General features: G+C 66.8%; 11 protein-coding genes and 1 pseudogene. 10 read left to right on the forward strand and 2 right to left on the reverse strand.

The genetic code is table 11. The features are described from left to right. Window positions 1-19 precede the first annotated feature (19 nt). The 5 genes from AMYHA_RS21725 (at window position 20) to AMYHA_RS21745 (ending at window position 4,359) form a co-directional block, all read left to right on the forward strand. Window positions 20-997: an endonuclease/exonuclease/phosphatase family protein gene (locus AMYHA_RS21725; RefSeq protein ID WP_034274060.1), complete on the forward strand. Its 978-nt coding sequence runs from the start codon at window positions 20-22 to the stop codon at window positions 995-997. Window positions 998-1,168: 171 nt separating this feature from the next. Then, window positions 1,169-2,107, forward strand: coding sequence for a DUF3048 domain-containing protein (locus AMYHA_RS21730; RefSeq protein WP_034278306.1), 939 nt, complete (start codon window positions 1,169-1,171; stop codon window positions 2,105-2,107). A gap of 41 nt (window positions 2,108-2,148) precedes the next feature. Then, window positions 2,149-2,700 carry a YceI family protein gene (locus AMYHA_RS21735; RefSeq protein ID WP_034274063.1) on the forward strand — a complete coding sequence of 184 codons (552 nt, stop codon included), beginning with the start codon at window positions 2,149-2,151 and terminating at the stop codon, window positions 2,698-2,700. Between the two features lie 174 nt (window positions 2,701-2,874). After that, window positions 2,875-3,480, forward strand: coding sequence for a protein disulfide oxidoreductase (locus AMYHA_RS21740; protein ID WP_034274065.1), 606 nt, complete (start codon window positions 2,875-2,877; stop codon window positions 3,478-3,480). 21 nt (window positions 3,481-3,501) lie between these two features. Continuing rightward, a complete protein-coding gene (locus AMYHA_RS21745) occupies window positions 3,502-4,359 on the forward strand; it encodes a cytochrome c biogenesis CcdA family protein (RefSeq protein WP_034274068.1) in 858 nt (285 codons plus the stop codon). A gap of 69 nt (window positions 4,360-4,428) precedes the next feature. Here the strand turns inward: AMYHA_RS21745 and AMYHA_RS21750 are convergent, their stop codons facing one another. Further along, window positions 4,429-5,316, reverse strand: coding sequence for an SDR family NAD(P)-dependent oxidoreductase (locus tag AMYHA_RS21750; protein WP_034274070.1), 888 nt, complete (start codon window positions 5,314-5,316; stop codon window positions 4,429-4,431). 466 nt (window positions 5,317-5,782) lie between these two features. Here AMYHA_RS21750 and AMYHA_RS21755 point away from each other — a divergent pair, with 466 nt between their 5' ends. The 4 genes and pseudogenes from AMYHA_RS21755 to AMYHA_RS21770 form a co-directional block, all read left to right on the forward strand. Further along, on the forward strand, window positions 5,783-6,982 hold the full coding sequence (locus tag AMYHA_RS21755) for an MFS transporter (RefSeq protein ID WP_034278308.1): 1,200 nt from the start codon (window positions 5,783-5,785) through the stop codon (window positions 6,980-6,982). 453 nt (window positions 6,983-7,435) lie between these two features. Further along, a complete protein-coding gene (locus tag AMYHA_RS21760) occupies window positions 7,436-8,860 on the forward strand; it encodes a sensor domain-containing diguanylate cyclase (protein WP_084037427.1) in 1,425 nt (474 codons plus the stop codon). 211 nt (window positions 8,861-9,071) lie between these two features. Further along, complete coding sequence (locus tag AMYHA_RS21765; RefSeq protein WP_084037428.1) at window positions 9,072-10,907, forward strand: LCP family protein; 1,836 nt, start codon at window positions 9,072-9,074, stop codon at window positions 10,905-10,907. 138 nt (window positions 10,908-11,045) lie between these two features. After that, a pseudogene (locus AMYHA_RS21770) lies at window positions 11,046-11,510 on the forward strand (helix-turn-helix transcriptional regulator); the annotation flags it as partial. Between the two features lie 200 nt (window positions 11,511-11,710). On the opposite strand, the gene AMYHA_RS21775 reads toward AMYHA_RS21770, so the two are convergent. After that, window positions 11,711-13,237 carry a flavin-containing monooxygenase gene (locus AMYHA_RS21775; RefSeq protein ID WP_034274072.1) on the reverse strand — a complete coding sequence of 509 codons (1,527 nt, stop codon included), beginning with the start codon at window positions 13,235-13,237 and terminating at the stop codon, window positions 11,711-11,713. 134 nt (window positions 13,238-13,371) lie between these two features. Here AMYHA_RS21775 and AMYHA_RS21780 point away from each other — a divergent pair, with 134 nt between their 5' ends. Further along, window positions 13,372-13,971 (forward strand): TetR/AcrR family transcriptional regulator, encoded by a 600-nt coding sequence (locus AMYHA_RS21780; protein WP_034274074.1) that lies wholly within the window; start codon window positions 13,372-13,374, stop codon window positions 13,969-13,971. Window positions 13,972-14,144 lie beyond the last annotated feature (173 nt).

Below are 14,144 nucleotides of genomic sequence, written 5' to 3' on the forward strand. Positions count from 1 at the left end.
GAGCGTCGGATCGGCAGCTATGGCAGCAACACCGGACATCCTCGCGCCGCCCGCCTTCGTCACCCGCACCGTCGGGCGGCTGGACGACTCGCTCGAAGCGACGGTTCCCGCGAAGCAGCCTGGTCGCAACATCCTGGTCGCCACGTGGAACATCCGGGCGCTCTCCGACCTCACCAAGGCGTGGGAGACGCCGGAGGACACCTCTCCCCTGCGCAACTTCGCTGACCTGCACTACATTGCCGCGCACATCCGCCGGTTCGACGTCGTCGCGGTGCAAGAAATCCGGGGTAACCTGCGCGCGCTGCGATACCTGCTGAAGATCCTCGGCGACACGTGGGCTTTCCTCCTCACCGACGTCACCGGCGGGCACGCAGGCAACGGCGAACGGCTCAGCTTCCTGTACGACACTGAACGGGTCAAACCGTCCGGCCTCGCGTGTGAACTCGTGGTCACGCTCGGCGAAGGCCCAGCCAGGGTGAGTCGCGGGGTGCTCGACCGGCAGTTCGCCCGCACCCCGTACGCGGTCAGCTTCCGCTCAGCGGATCAGACGTTCACGCTGGTCACGCTGCACATCAACTACGGCGACAAACCGAGCGACCGCCTGCCGGAGCTGACCGCGCTCGCGCAGTGGCTAGCGAACTGGGCCGAGCGCGAGTTCGGCTGGCATCACAACCTGATAACACTGGGTGACTTCAACATCGACCGCGCTGACGATCCGCTGTTCGACGCATTCACCTCGACGGGTCTCACTCCCGCGCCGCCGCTGGCGACGCTGCCGCGCACAATCTTCGACAAGCCTGGCAAACACCACCATTACGACCAGATCGCATGGTTCACGCACGGCACCCATGGCAGGGCGGTGCTGAACCTGGAGTGCGCGGCAGGTGGTCAACTCGACTTCGTTGACAACTTGCTCGGCGAGCAGACATTGACGACGCTGTCCTGGCACATCTCCGACCACTATCCGCTCTGGGTGGAGTTCGACGTCCCACGGTGATCGGCTTCCGACCGTGTGTGAGCCTGCACGACAGGCACAGCGTCGGGAGCGCAGGACCCGACGTCGCGCCGGCAACGCCCAGGTCACGCCTCCGCCACGACCACCCCATTCCGGTTGACCAGGCCCATACCGAGAGGATCATGGACACTGACAGTCCACGATGGAGTGAAGATGAACCGACGAGCACGAGGGTGGCTGATCGCGGTCGCGATCGCACTTGCGCTTGCGCTGGTGGCGGGCATGATCTGGTACGTCATGCAGCTCTCAGAGCCGAGTCCTGACCAAGCGCGAGACGACACGCTGCCGACTGAGTCAGTGCTCGCCGTAAAGATCGACAACGTGGCGGCGGCGCGGCCGCAGACCGGCCTCAGCGCGGCCGAAGCCATCTACGTCACGCCGGTCGAAGGCGGGCTCACCCGACTGCTCGGGATCTACACCGGCGAACTACCCGACGCGATCGGGCCGGTACGCAGTGCGCGGGCGTCGGACATCGAACTGCTCGCCCAGTACGGCCACCCCACGTTCGCCTATTCGGGCGCCGCACCCGAAGTGCTCACCGACCTGGCAGACGCCCCGCTCGTGCCCGCGTCACCGAGCAGGAGCGAGGGCTACTACCGGGAGACGGAACGCGAGTCTCCGCACAACCTCTACGTCGACCCTGCCGCGCTACCCTCCCCGGACGCCCCGCCGGAACAAACCGTGATCCAGCGCGGTGACGCACCGGCAGGTGGGGTCGTCGCGGCGAGCCACACCACGAACTACGGTAACGCGACGTTCGAGTTCTCCTGGTCAGCCCGCGAGGGCTGGCTGATCACCACGGACGGCACGCCGGTCAGCGACACCGAGAGCGAAGAGCTGAGTGCGGCCACCATCGTCGAGCAGCACGTCGACATCACCAGCGAGGGCCAGGCGGATGCCAGCGGCAACCGGTCGCCGACGTATCGCACCGTGGGCAACGGCGATGCGACGGTGCTGCGGAACGGCAGGCGGTTCGACGCGCAGTGGTCGCGACCATCCCCGGACGCGCCAACCCGCTTCACGACCACGGATGGCACGCCGTTGCCGATGGGGCAAGGCCAGGTATGGATCCTGCTCGTCCCGAACTCGTGACACAGCCGGTGGCCCGGCGTCCTGGTGCGTAGCCTGAGGCCATGACGCCGCTCATCGGCCAATTCTCGCTCGGCCCGCCATCGGCACGGCTGTTCGTCAGGACCAGCCGCACCGGACTCGGCGCGCGAGCGGGACAGGATCTGACCATCGAGGTCACCCGCTGGGAAGCCCAGGTCAGCGTGCCGGAGCCGGATGTGACGACGTCATCGGTGAGCGTTGCGGCCGACACCGCTTCATTCGAGGTGCGAGAAGGCGCGGGCGGGGTGCTGCCGCTCTCGGACGCCGACCGCACGGAGATCGAGCGCACTATTCGCGACAAGATCCTCTTCCCGGACGTCTACCCCGCCATTACGTTCACGTCGACCGCGGTCCGTGGCAGCGGCGATGGGATCGAGATTGACGGCGACCTCACGATCATGGCCGTCACGCAGCCGCTCACCACCTATGTCCGGCTCGGTGATGACGGCTTCGTGCGCGGCAGGGCCGCGGTCACGCAGACGGAGTGGGGAATCAAACCGTACTCGGCGTTGTTCGGTGCGTTGCGGCTTGCCGACGAGGTGGCCGTGGAAATCGAGGGCGCACTCGGCGGCTGAGCGCCGCGTGCCAAGCCGAGCGCGAGACGCTGCGACCCTCATGTCGCGGCGACCGCGTCTTACCGAACAGTTACGAACGCCCCCGTGCCGCGTGCCGACCCGCCGCGCGGAACTACGCTGGCGGCATACGCTGTCAGCGCCGTTGCCGCATGCCCACGCCAGGAGGTCGCCACCATGAACGCCAGTGCCCGCACGATAGGGTCGGCGCTGCTCGCGTCGGCCGCATTGCTGCTGGTGAGCGCGTGCGGATCGAGCGGCGAAAGCGCCCCGTCATCGGTGAAGGACCAGACGTCGGTGAGCGCACCGGCCGAGGACACCACGACCACGAAGCCCTCGGACAAGCAGGCCAAGGACAACAAGGCTGATGCGCCCACGCCGGAAGAGCTCCGGTTCAGCGCGCGGACGCTGGACGGCTCGACATTCAACGGGACGTCGCTGGCCGGTGAGCCCGCTGTGCTGTGGTTCTGGGCACCGTGGTGCCCGAACTGCCAGCGGGAGGCCCCCACGATCGCCGACGCGGAGGCCACGCACGGCGAGCAGGTCACGTTCGTCGGCGTCGCCGCGCGCGATGAGGTGTCCGCGATGAAGGACTTCGCCACCAAATACGGCATCGACGGCTTCACCAACCTCAACGACGCGAACGCCGCCGTCTGGGCGCGGTTCGGCGTGACCTATCAGCCCGCGTTCGCCTTCATCGGCGCTGATGGCTCGGTCGACGTCGTCAAGGGCTCGCTGTCGGCTGAGGAGCTCGACGTCCGGCTGTCCGCGATGGCCGGCTGACCCGCGATTGCCTGCTGACTGATGGACACGACGACGCTGGGGTTCGCATTGAGCGCCGGACTCGTCGCCGCCGTCAACCCGTGCGGGTTCGCGATGCTGCCCGCGTACCTGGCGCTGGTCGTGCTCGGCGAGGGCACCGAACGCAGCCAAGCGACGGCGATGGCACGAGCGCTAGCGGCCACCGCAGCGATGACGCTCGGTTTCCTGCTCGTCTTCGGCGCGTTTGGCCTGGTGGTCGCGCCGCTGGCCAGTCAGGTGCAGCAGTACCTGCCCGCGGTCACCGTCGTGATCGGAGCCGCGCTGATTGGGCTCGGCGGGTGGCTGGTCGGCGGCAGGGAGCTGACCGTGCTGCTGCCGAAGTTCGCCGGTGGCACACCGACCGCACAGCTCGGCTCGATGCTCGGCTACGGCATCGCGTACGCCACCGCGTCGTTGTCCTGCACCATCGGCCCGTTCCTCGCGGTCACCGGGACGACGTTCCAGAGCGGCTCCGTGCTGCTCGGTGTGTTGGCGTTCCTGGCCTACGGCGCTGGCATGGCGCTGGTCGTCGGTGTCCTTGCGATCGCGGTCGCGGTGGCTGGCGCGAGCGCGGTCACCCGGATGCGGCGACTACTGCCGTACGTGAACCGGATCAGCGGTGTGCTGCTGATCGTTGTCGGCGGCTACGTCGGCTACTACGGCGTCTATGAGCTGCGGTTGTTCCACGGCAACGCCGACCCGAGCGACCCGGTGATCAACGCGGCGGGCGCGATCCAGCAGACGCTGGCCCGCTGGGTCGACGCGATCGGCCCGCTGCCGCTACTCGCCGCCCTCGCCGCGTTGGTCGGGCTCGCGGTCCTGCTCGGCTACGCGCGCTCCCGCCGCCGCGCGCGCACGTAGCCCACACCGGTCCACGAGGCTGGCCCGGCACGGCTCGGGACGCGCGGACACCGGCCGAGCGCCTCGCGCTCACGCGCTCCGCAGCGGCTCCACCCACTTCCGCAGCCGGGGCGGCACCCGCTTCTCCAGCCCGTACGGCTCCAGGTGCGCGCCGAAGACCTCATCGAACGCGCGCCGGACGCTGTCGACGTCCCACAGCTCGCGCTCCAGGATCGGTTCCTTGAGGTATGGCTGGCCGACGATGTGCAGTTGTGAGCCGTTGCAACGCACCAACTGCCCGGTAACGCCATCCGCACTGTCGCTGAGCAGGTAGACGACGAGCGGCGCCACCCGGTCTGGCGTGCGGTCCTGCTTGCAGGCGCGCATTGACCGCTCCGACTTGGCGATCATGCGGGTATAGGCCAGCGGGCACACCGCATTGACCCTGATCCCGACAGCCTCCATGTCCAGCGCCCAGGAATAGGTCAGCGAGGCGACCGCGCCCTTACTCGCGGCGTAGGTGGCGAGGTTGCGCTGCCCGAGCGAGGCTCCGGACGCGATGTTGACGATCGACCCGCCGCTGCGGTCGACCATCGCTCGTGCGGCTGCGCCGCCGACATACATGACGCCGAGCACGTTGACCTCGACCAGTTCGCGAATCCGCTCCGGGTCGTCCTGCCAGGACACGGCTTCGTAGTTGAGGCCAGCGTTGTTGACGAGGCCATCGATGGTGCCGAACTCCCCGACACAGGTCGCGACGATCTCCTCCGCCTGTGCTGGGTCAGCGACCGAGTGTCCGCTGACGGCCGCCCTGCCCCCTCTGTCGATGATCACCTTCGCGGTGCGTTCCGCGCACGCGACGTCAATGTCGTTGACCACGACGTTGGCGCCGGCGTCAGCGGCGTGGGTCGCGAACGCCGCGCCCAGTCCACGGCCCGCTCCAGTGACGATTATGGCCTTGCCTTCGAGCGTGTTCATGTCACCCACTCCCCGTAGCAGCCGCGATCAGCCACGCCTTGTGGCCGTGCGGCTCTACTCAGTGTGTGACTGGAAGCGCCCAGCGGGCATAGCTTGTCGATGAACGGTCCGGTCAATGCGTCGAATGAGTGACCGCTGATTAGTGGGGTGTAATCAGTGGACCGATCACCCAGCCGAAGCCACTGACAGTATGTGTTGGCACTAGTACTATCTGGCACAAGGCTTACGAATCGGTTAAGCGGTGGCTACAGGCCGTCAGGCCGCGCCGGGGCACGACGTCACCGCTCCGAGGGGGCACTAACTCAGCAAGTCATCGAGGACGGGCAACGCAGCGGTGCACAAGAATTCATCGGAGTCGCCGAGCGCATCGACGTCGCAACGTGAGCCGGAGTCGCGAGGTGAGTCGGAGCCGACGGACTCGGATTCGCGAAGCCACTCGGATTCGACGAGCGAGCGGCACCGAGGCATACCCCGGGTCGTTGACGTCGTCGCGAATCCCGAGTTCCGCGGGCTCTGGCTGGCCGAAGCGCTGTCCATCGCCGGTGACCAGCTCGCCAAGGTCGCGCTCGCGATCATGGTCTACGACCGTACCGAGTCCGCGCTCTGGGCCGCCCTCGTCTACGCGATGACCTTCCTGCCAGCGCTGGCGGGCGGCCTCGGGTTGTCGCAACTCGCCGACCGCGTACCGCGCCGCACTCTGCTGGTCGGCAGCGCACTGGTGCAAGCGGCGCTCGTCGCGCTGATGACGATCCCCGGCATGCCGCTCGTGCTGCTGTGTGCCCTGGTCTTCCTGGTCTCACTCGTGTCAGCGCCCGCGAACGCGGCGCAGAACGCGACCACTCGCGACGTCTTCGATGACGACGCGCTCTACCTGCGGAGCCAGGACCTGCGCGGCATCACGATGAACGTGATGATGCTGCTCGGCCTGGCAGGCGGCGGCGTGCTCGTCACCCTGATCGGCACACGGGCAGCGCTCGCCATCGACGCGGCGACCTTTGTGGTCGCGGCGTGGCTGGTGTATGCGGGTGTCACCTGGCGGCCGAGCGCAGCAGGAGACGAGCATGGCTGGTTCGACGGCGCCCGTCTCATGGCGTCTGACAAGAAACTCCGAGTGCTGCTCGGGCTCGCTCTGCTCGCCGGGCTCACGGTCGTGCCAGAAGGCCTCGCGGCACCGCTCGCCGATCAGCTCGGAGCACCCAACCACGCCGTCGGCTGGCTGCTCGCCGCCGATCCGCTCGGGTTCATCATCGGCGCCTTCGTGTTCTCGCACTACGTCCCGGCACACGTACGACTGCGGCTGATCGGCCCGCTCGCGGTAGCGTCTCCGGCCGTGCTCATCGCGTTCGTGGCACAGCCGACTATGCCGTTCGCCCTCGCATTGCTAGCGCTGTCAGGAACCACGGGGGCATACATCCTCACCGTGATCGCGACAGTCAACACCTCCGTGCCCAACGGGGTGCGAGGTTCCGTTATCGGCGTCAGCCACGCGAGCCTCCGCGTCGTGCAGGGACTGGGCGTCGCTCTGGGTGGCGCTGTGGCGGAATGGCTCGGATCCGCCTCGCACACCGTGACCATCGCGGGAGTACTCGGCGTCGTCATCGCCGTGCCGCTCGCGGCCACGTGGTGGCAGCTCAACAAAACACCTGGGCACAGGCCGACGCCATGACGCCCATCGGCCACTTCTGTCAGATCGGGTTCACCATGCGCGGTCAGACATCTCGCACCTCCCGAATTGATCAATGCATCCCACAGCGGTCAACCAAGCCCATCACCATGCGCGATCAGACATCTCGCACCTCCTCATCCGATGAGAACTGCTCGCCAATACGTACAGTCACCATGCGCGATCAGACATCTCGCACCTCCTCATCCGATGAGAACTGCTCGCCAATACGTACAGTCACCATGCGCGATCGGACATCTCGCACCTCCCATTTCCTATTTCACGGTCAACACACCGCGTGGCTGGAACGATGAACATTTCTCAACTAGCACCAGCCAACATGAACATAATAGAATCGATGCGTTATACACTTATACCCTTCCGGCCCCAACAGTTGGTCGGGGCAGTAGGGCGAGATGGTATGAGCACGCCCCGACACCAGACAGAAGGCACTGCATGACGGGGCGCGTGGCGCCGCAGGATGGCCGCGCGGCACTGCCGGGCCGGGAACACCGTGCCGGACGGGCAGAGCAGGGCGTGAAGAAAACGGCGAGTGCGGCCATCAAAGCAGCCCACCCCCGTAACTGGGAACTGTGGACACTCCGATCACGGGTAATCGTATTCCTCGCTATCTGGGAGCCGCTGACACTGCTGCTGGTGGTGTGGGGAATCGCTATCTCGAAACCCACGACCACCGTCGACTGGATACGTTTCGCCAGTCTGGCAGCCTGCGCTACGGCGCACATTCAACTGACCCGTAGGCAAGAGGAGCGGAGACGAAACCGTCTGACAACCGTCTTCATCGACCTCACCGGGATCTGGATCTTCCCTGCCGCATTGCTGTTGCCGATGAGCCTCACCCTACTGCTCATCGTTCTCGTCGGCGGGCAGCGATGGTTCAACTGGCGGCGGCCACCGCACCGTTTCCTGTTCACGTCCTTGACCACCGCCGCAGCAGCGGCAGCGGCACATTGGCTGTTTGGCGTACTCGACCCGACCGCGCTGAGCACCTTGCGAGATGACAACTCGGTAGCCGAGTTCGGATATCTCTTCGCGGCCGGGTTCGTATACGCGACTATCCAGGCACTAGCCGTCGCCGCGGTACTGGCGTTGAGCAATTCCGTCCGGCCGACGCTGCGCGCGGTGTTTGGCACCAGGACCGACAACCTTCTCGACGCGGGAACCGTGGGCCTTGGCGCCATCAACGCCGTCCTGTTGGTGTATCTCCCGCCCGCGATCGTCGTGCTCGTACTCGTGAGCGTGCTCGGGAACCGGCTGGCTGAGATCAGCCAACTCCAAGACGACGCCCAGACCGACGCCAAGACCGGACTGCTGAACATGCGCGGCTGGTCGGAGTCCGCCGCGAGGGCATTCGAACGCACCAGGCGAGCGGGCGACCGCGTGGCTCTGCTGATGATCGATCTCGACTACTTCAAGTGGATCAACGACACCTACGGCCATCCAGCGGGCGACGAGGTCATCCTCGCGGTGGGCAGGCTATTGCAGAAGATCGTGCGACCGGTTGACATCGTCGGCAGGTTCGGTGGCGAAGAATTCGTCGTGCTGCTTCTCGACACCGAAGTCGCTGCCGCCGAACGCGCCGCCGAGCGGGTGCGGACCGCGATCGCCGACCTGCGGATCCGGACGACGGGACGGCGCGGCGCGCCCACGACCATCACGAACCGCACCACGTCGATCGGTGTCGCGGTCTATCCCGACCACGGGAACACTGTGGACGAACTGCTGCATGCCGCCGATTCGGCGGTGTATGAGGCGAAGGAGAACGGCAGGAATCAGGTGCGATTCGCCGTTTCGGGCCACCAAGGGAACGTTGAGCACATCCGTGATCATCGGGACTCTCGGCCATCCACACAGCCCTGACCAGCGACCCCGCGTCGACTAGCTCCGACACGCCGACGATCCGAGGGACACACAACACTGGTTTCACTCCAACGCCGTAACCTGTGCCCGACGGCCGGGGATAGATCGTGAATCTCCTACGCTTCAGGCAACCTGGCCGGGCGTGACGGGCGTCAACTCATGCGAGTCGCCAATCGCATCGCACGGGCAGGGAAGCGAAGGGAGCAGGCAGGTGGAACAGCGGCCACGGTCTGGCGATGGTCAGCCCGGGCCCGACCGCGCGCCGCGACCAGGGCGTTCCACCCCACAGCCGCCTCAGCCACACCCCCGCCAGGCGCGCCGCCAGCCGCCGCAGGCGCGCCCCGGCGACTCTGGCCCGACCAGGCGCCGCGCCACCCCACCACCGGCCGAACCGGGCGCCCGACGTCCCCCGGCCAGCCGACCGGGCTCGGCGGGTGCTGGAGCGACGGCGCGGCACAACGAGCGCGGCCGACCCGGCGGCGCTGGCCGCACCCCGCCGCCGCGCGACCGCTCGCGGCGGTCCGGCCACGAGCGCTTCTCGCGGCAGGACCGCCGCACACTGCCGCTGCTCGCGACCAAGGTGGCACTGTCACTGGTGTCAATCCTGGTCGTAAGCCTCACCGGCTACTCATGGGCCGCGGTCGAGGGCTTCCTCGAAGGCGTGGTCGTCGTCGACGTCCTCAGCGAGGGCGCCGGCGGTGACCAACCGGCGGACGGCTCCCGCGACATCCTGCTGGTCGGCATGGACAGCCGGACCGACGCGAAAGGCAACCCGCTGCCGCAGGAGATGCTGCGCAAGCTGCGCGCCGGTGTCGCGGACGGCGAACTGAACACTGACACGCTGATCTTGCTCCACATCCCGAACGACGGCAGCAAGGCCGTCGCGCTCTCGATGCCTCGGGACTCCTACGTCGAGATCCCCGGCTACGGCCAGCACAAGATCAACTCCGCCTACGGCCGCGCGAAGACCACCAAGGAGCGCGAGCTGAGGGACGCGGGCGTCACCGATCCCCAGCAGATCGACGTCCAGTCAAACGAGGCAGGCGCGAAGTCGCTGATCGCGACCGTCGAGACGCTGACCGGCCGCACCATCGACAACTACGCCTCGGTGAACCTGCTCGGCTTCTACGAGATCACCCAGGCGATCGGCGGCGTCGACGTCTGCCTCAAGAACGCCGTGAGCGACTCATACTCCGGCGCAGACTTCGCCGCCGGCCAGCAGACGATCTCCGGCGCGGAGGCGTTGGCGTTCGTCCGGCAGCGGCACGGCCTGCCAAGGGGTGACATCGACCGCGTCGTGCGCCAGCAGGTGTTCATGGCAGGACTAGCCCGCAAGGTCATCTCGGCGGGCACGCTGGCCAACCCGCAGAAGTTCAGGAACCTCAAGACGGCGATCGAGAACTCCGTCGTGCTCAACGAGGGCTGGGACATCATCGACTTCGCCAACCAGATGAGCGACCTCACCGGCGGCCAGATCGAGTTCCACACCATCCCGGTCGGCAGCATCGGCCTCGATACCCCGGACGGCTCGGCCGTCGAGGTCGATCCCTGGCAGGTACAGCAGTTCATCGAAGGCCTCTCCGGCAGCGTCGATGACCAGAAGCCAGCGGAGACGGACAAAGCGGGCAACGCCAAGATCACCGTCACGGTGCTGAACGCGGCGGGCGTGACCGGCATGGCTGGCGACGTCTCGGAGCGACTGGCGCAGGCGGGCTTCGCCACGGGCCAGGTCGGCAACGCCGCGGCGAGGGATGCGACGGTCGTCCGGCACGCCCCCGGCGAGACGGACGCCGCACGGCGGGTCGCCTCGGCGCTGGAGGGACCGGCGCACATCGAGGTGGACCCCACCCTGGCCGCGGGCACGGTGACCGCGGTACTCGGTGCCGACTTCCCGCCCCCAGGCCAGGACGCCTCGGCGGCCGGCGGTGGCACCCAGTCCGGGGGCCAGCCCGCCGCGCAGAACGAGGCGCCGCCCCAGCCACAACAACAGGGCGAACAACCCAAAAACGACACCATCACGGCCGATGGCGTCACCTGTGTGAACTAACTCGCAGCACTATTCTGGGTTCATTCGCGTCAGGATCCAGCATCGAATGGCTTTCACCTAGTGAGGTCGCCATGCCGCCTCACTGACGCACCGCTGAACCGGTGCTAGCCACGTGGTTCGAGCTGAGGGATGAGACCAGTGCACCTGGACAGCGAGCACTACCAGCGAATGTTGGGCAACGAGCTGCGCACGCTGCGCAAGAGCCGCGGCTGGACGCGCAAGCAGCTGAACGCACGGCTGCAGAGCACGATCTCGCTGCAGACGCTTGCCACCTACGAGCACGGCACGCGGCAATGCTCGGTCGTCCGGTTCGCCGAGATCTGCCTCGCGCTGGGCGAGAAGCCGCACGACGTGCTGGCGCGGGTGGACCGGCGACTGTTCACGACGGCAGCGGACGAGATCAGGGTCGACCTCAGCAAAATCGCGGAGTCCACCGAGCCGACGTTGCTGCCGCTGCGCCGCTGGGCCGCCGACCGCCTACGGGAGACCGACCCGGCAAGCGGCAACGAGATCACGCTGACCACGGCGGCCATCGAGCGAATGGCCGAGCTGTGCGGCACGACGTCGGTCGAGCTGCTTAGCTACCTGCGGGAGCTGACCGGACGCCGCTCAGGCAATGGCGCCAGCAGCTCGAACAGCCCGAACGCCGCTGACAACGGCACGGCCGACGGCGGCGCCACCGGCAGCTCGTATCCGCTGCGGTGAGTGACGCCGTCCCCGCGTTAGCCGCGGGGAAAGCGACATTCGCCGGTGGAGCCAAGGCCCAACACAGCGGAATATCATTCAGCGCGGCGGAATGTCATTCAGCGCGCGGCGCCCTCGGGCACCTCAGCCGATCGCCTGCCGACCAGCTCGTAGTCGCTGGTATCGACCTTGCGTGTCTCCAGCCAGTATTTCCAGGTAAACCCGGGCCATAGCGTGCGGTTGACGCCCTTGGCGTCCAGGTACCAGCTGGTGCAGCCGCCGGTGCTCCAGACACCCTTGGCCAGCTTGTCCTGGATCTCGCGCTGGAACTCCTCCTGCGCGTCCGAGCGGACCCGCAGCGCCCGCGCGCCGGAGCGCTCGACATGGTTGATCGCGCCGATGACGTAGCGCGCCTGCGACTCGATCATGAACACCACGGACATGTGGCCAAGTCCGGTGTTCGGCCCGAGCAGGAAGAACAGGTTCGGGAAGCCCTCGACCGTGATGCCCTTGTGGGTGGTCATCCCCTTCTCTGCCCACTCGGTGGACAAGTCACGGCCGTTCTCGCCAGTGATGTCCAGGTAGTCGAACGCGTCGGTGACATGGAAGCCGGTGCCGTAGATGATCGCGTCGACCTCGTGCTCGACACCCGCACTGTCGATGATGCTGCGCTCGCGCACCTCGGCGATACCGTCGGTGATGACATCGACGTTCTGCCTGGCCAGCGCCGGGTAGTAGTCGTTTGCCTGCAACACCCGCTTGCAGCCCATCCGGTAGTCCGGGGTGAGCTTGGCCCGCAGCTCAGGGTCCTTGATGGCCTTGTTGATCTGACGGCGGCAGACCCGCTCCCCCGCCTTCATGATCGCCGGATGGCCGTTGAAGCCGATCGCGCGCGACTCGAGGAACCAATACAGCGCGTTGCGCACCGCCCGTTGCGTGATGGGCGCACGACGGAACAGCGCCTTGGCCCAGCGCGGGACCTGGTGGTCCGGTTTCGGCATCACCCACGGCGGCGTGCGCTGGAACAGCGTCAGCCGCTCCACCTCGGGCGCGATCTGCGGTACGAACTGGATCGCGCTCGCGCCCGTTCCGATGACGGCGACGCGCTTGCCGTGCAAGTCGTAGTCGTGGTTCCAGTCGGCGGAGTGGAACTGCTCGCCCTGGAACGTCTCGATGCCGGACAGCTTCGGGATGTTCGGGATGTGCAGCGCGCCGACACCAGAGATCAGATAGCTGCCGACGAAGGTCTCACCGTTGGCTCCGGTAACGGTCCAGGTGGCGTCCGACTCGTTCCAGGTCGCGCCGGTCATCTCGACGCCGAACCGGATGAACTCGCGCAGCCCGTACTTGTCGGCGACACCCTTGAGGTACTCGAAGATCTCCGGCTGCCCGGAAAACGCCCGCGACCAGTTCGGATTCTGCTCGTAGGAGAACGAGTACATGTGCGACTGGATGTCGCAAGCGCAGCCGGGGTAGGTGTTGTCGCGCCAGGTGCCGCCGACCTCGTGCGCCTTCTCCAGGATGACGAAGTCGTCGCGGCCGTCCTTGAGCAGTTGGATGGCCATACCAAGGCCCGAGAAACCGGTACCGACGATCACGATCGTCGCCCGTTCCCTGCTGGTTTCCGAGGTTCCGGTGCTGCTCATCGCGCCCCAATCCTTGCTTCGGTCGTTCCCCTCACCGCTTACCTTACTATCAGTAGGTTACTTCCGGTAGAGTGTGTGATGTGACCGCCATCAACAAGCAATCACCCAGTGGACCACCACCCCGCCGCAAGCGCATGCCGAGGGCTGAGCGGGAACGACAGATGATCGACGTCGCGGTCACCACCTTCGCCGAGCACGGCTACGTCGCGACATCGATGGATGACATCGCCGAGCGGGTCGGCGTCTCCAAGCCGATGCTCTACGAGTACTTCCATTCGAAAGAGGGGCTGCTGCTCGCGGCGATCCGAGAAGCGCGCACCGCGCTGCGGCAGGCGACCGAACGGGCGGTGACCGGCGCGACGACTGGCAAGGAAGTGCTGGAGCGCGGACTGCTCGCCTACTTCCGGTTCATGGCCGAGCGCCAGGACGCGTGGTCGCTGCTGCGGCACGAGCTGTCATTTCTCGGTCCGGTGGCCTCCGAAGAAGTGGAGGCCATCCGCCAGCAGCAGACCGACTTCAACACGTTGCTGATGCGCGCACATCTGTCCGGCGCTTCCGAGGAGGAAGTGGAGGCCGCCGCGGAGATCCTCGTGGGCGCGTGTGAGCGAATGGCGGTCTGGTACGAGCGGCATGACCACGCCACGCCGGAACTGGCCACCCAGTACACGATGAACATCATCTGGAACGGCATGGCGTCCTGGCAGGAGCCGGACCGGGGCACAGCGGCGGACTGACCCGCTTCATCGGCCCCATTACTAGACAGCACTCGGCGAATGTCGTAACGACGCTCGCCCGATCGGGTCAATTTCGTGGTTATTCGCGGACTAACCGGTGACGATCGACATCAGGAGTCGCACGCAGCAGGGTCACACGGTCACACTGCGAACCCGGGCGCCAGCCTGTGAGG

It is taken from the genome of Haloechinothrix halophila YIM 93223 (assembly GCF_000504245.1).
GTDB classification, from domain to species: Bacteria; Actinomycetota; Actinomycetes; order Mycobacteriales; family Pseudonocardiaceae; genus Haloechinothrix_A; species Haloechinothrix_A halophila.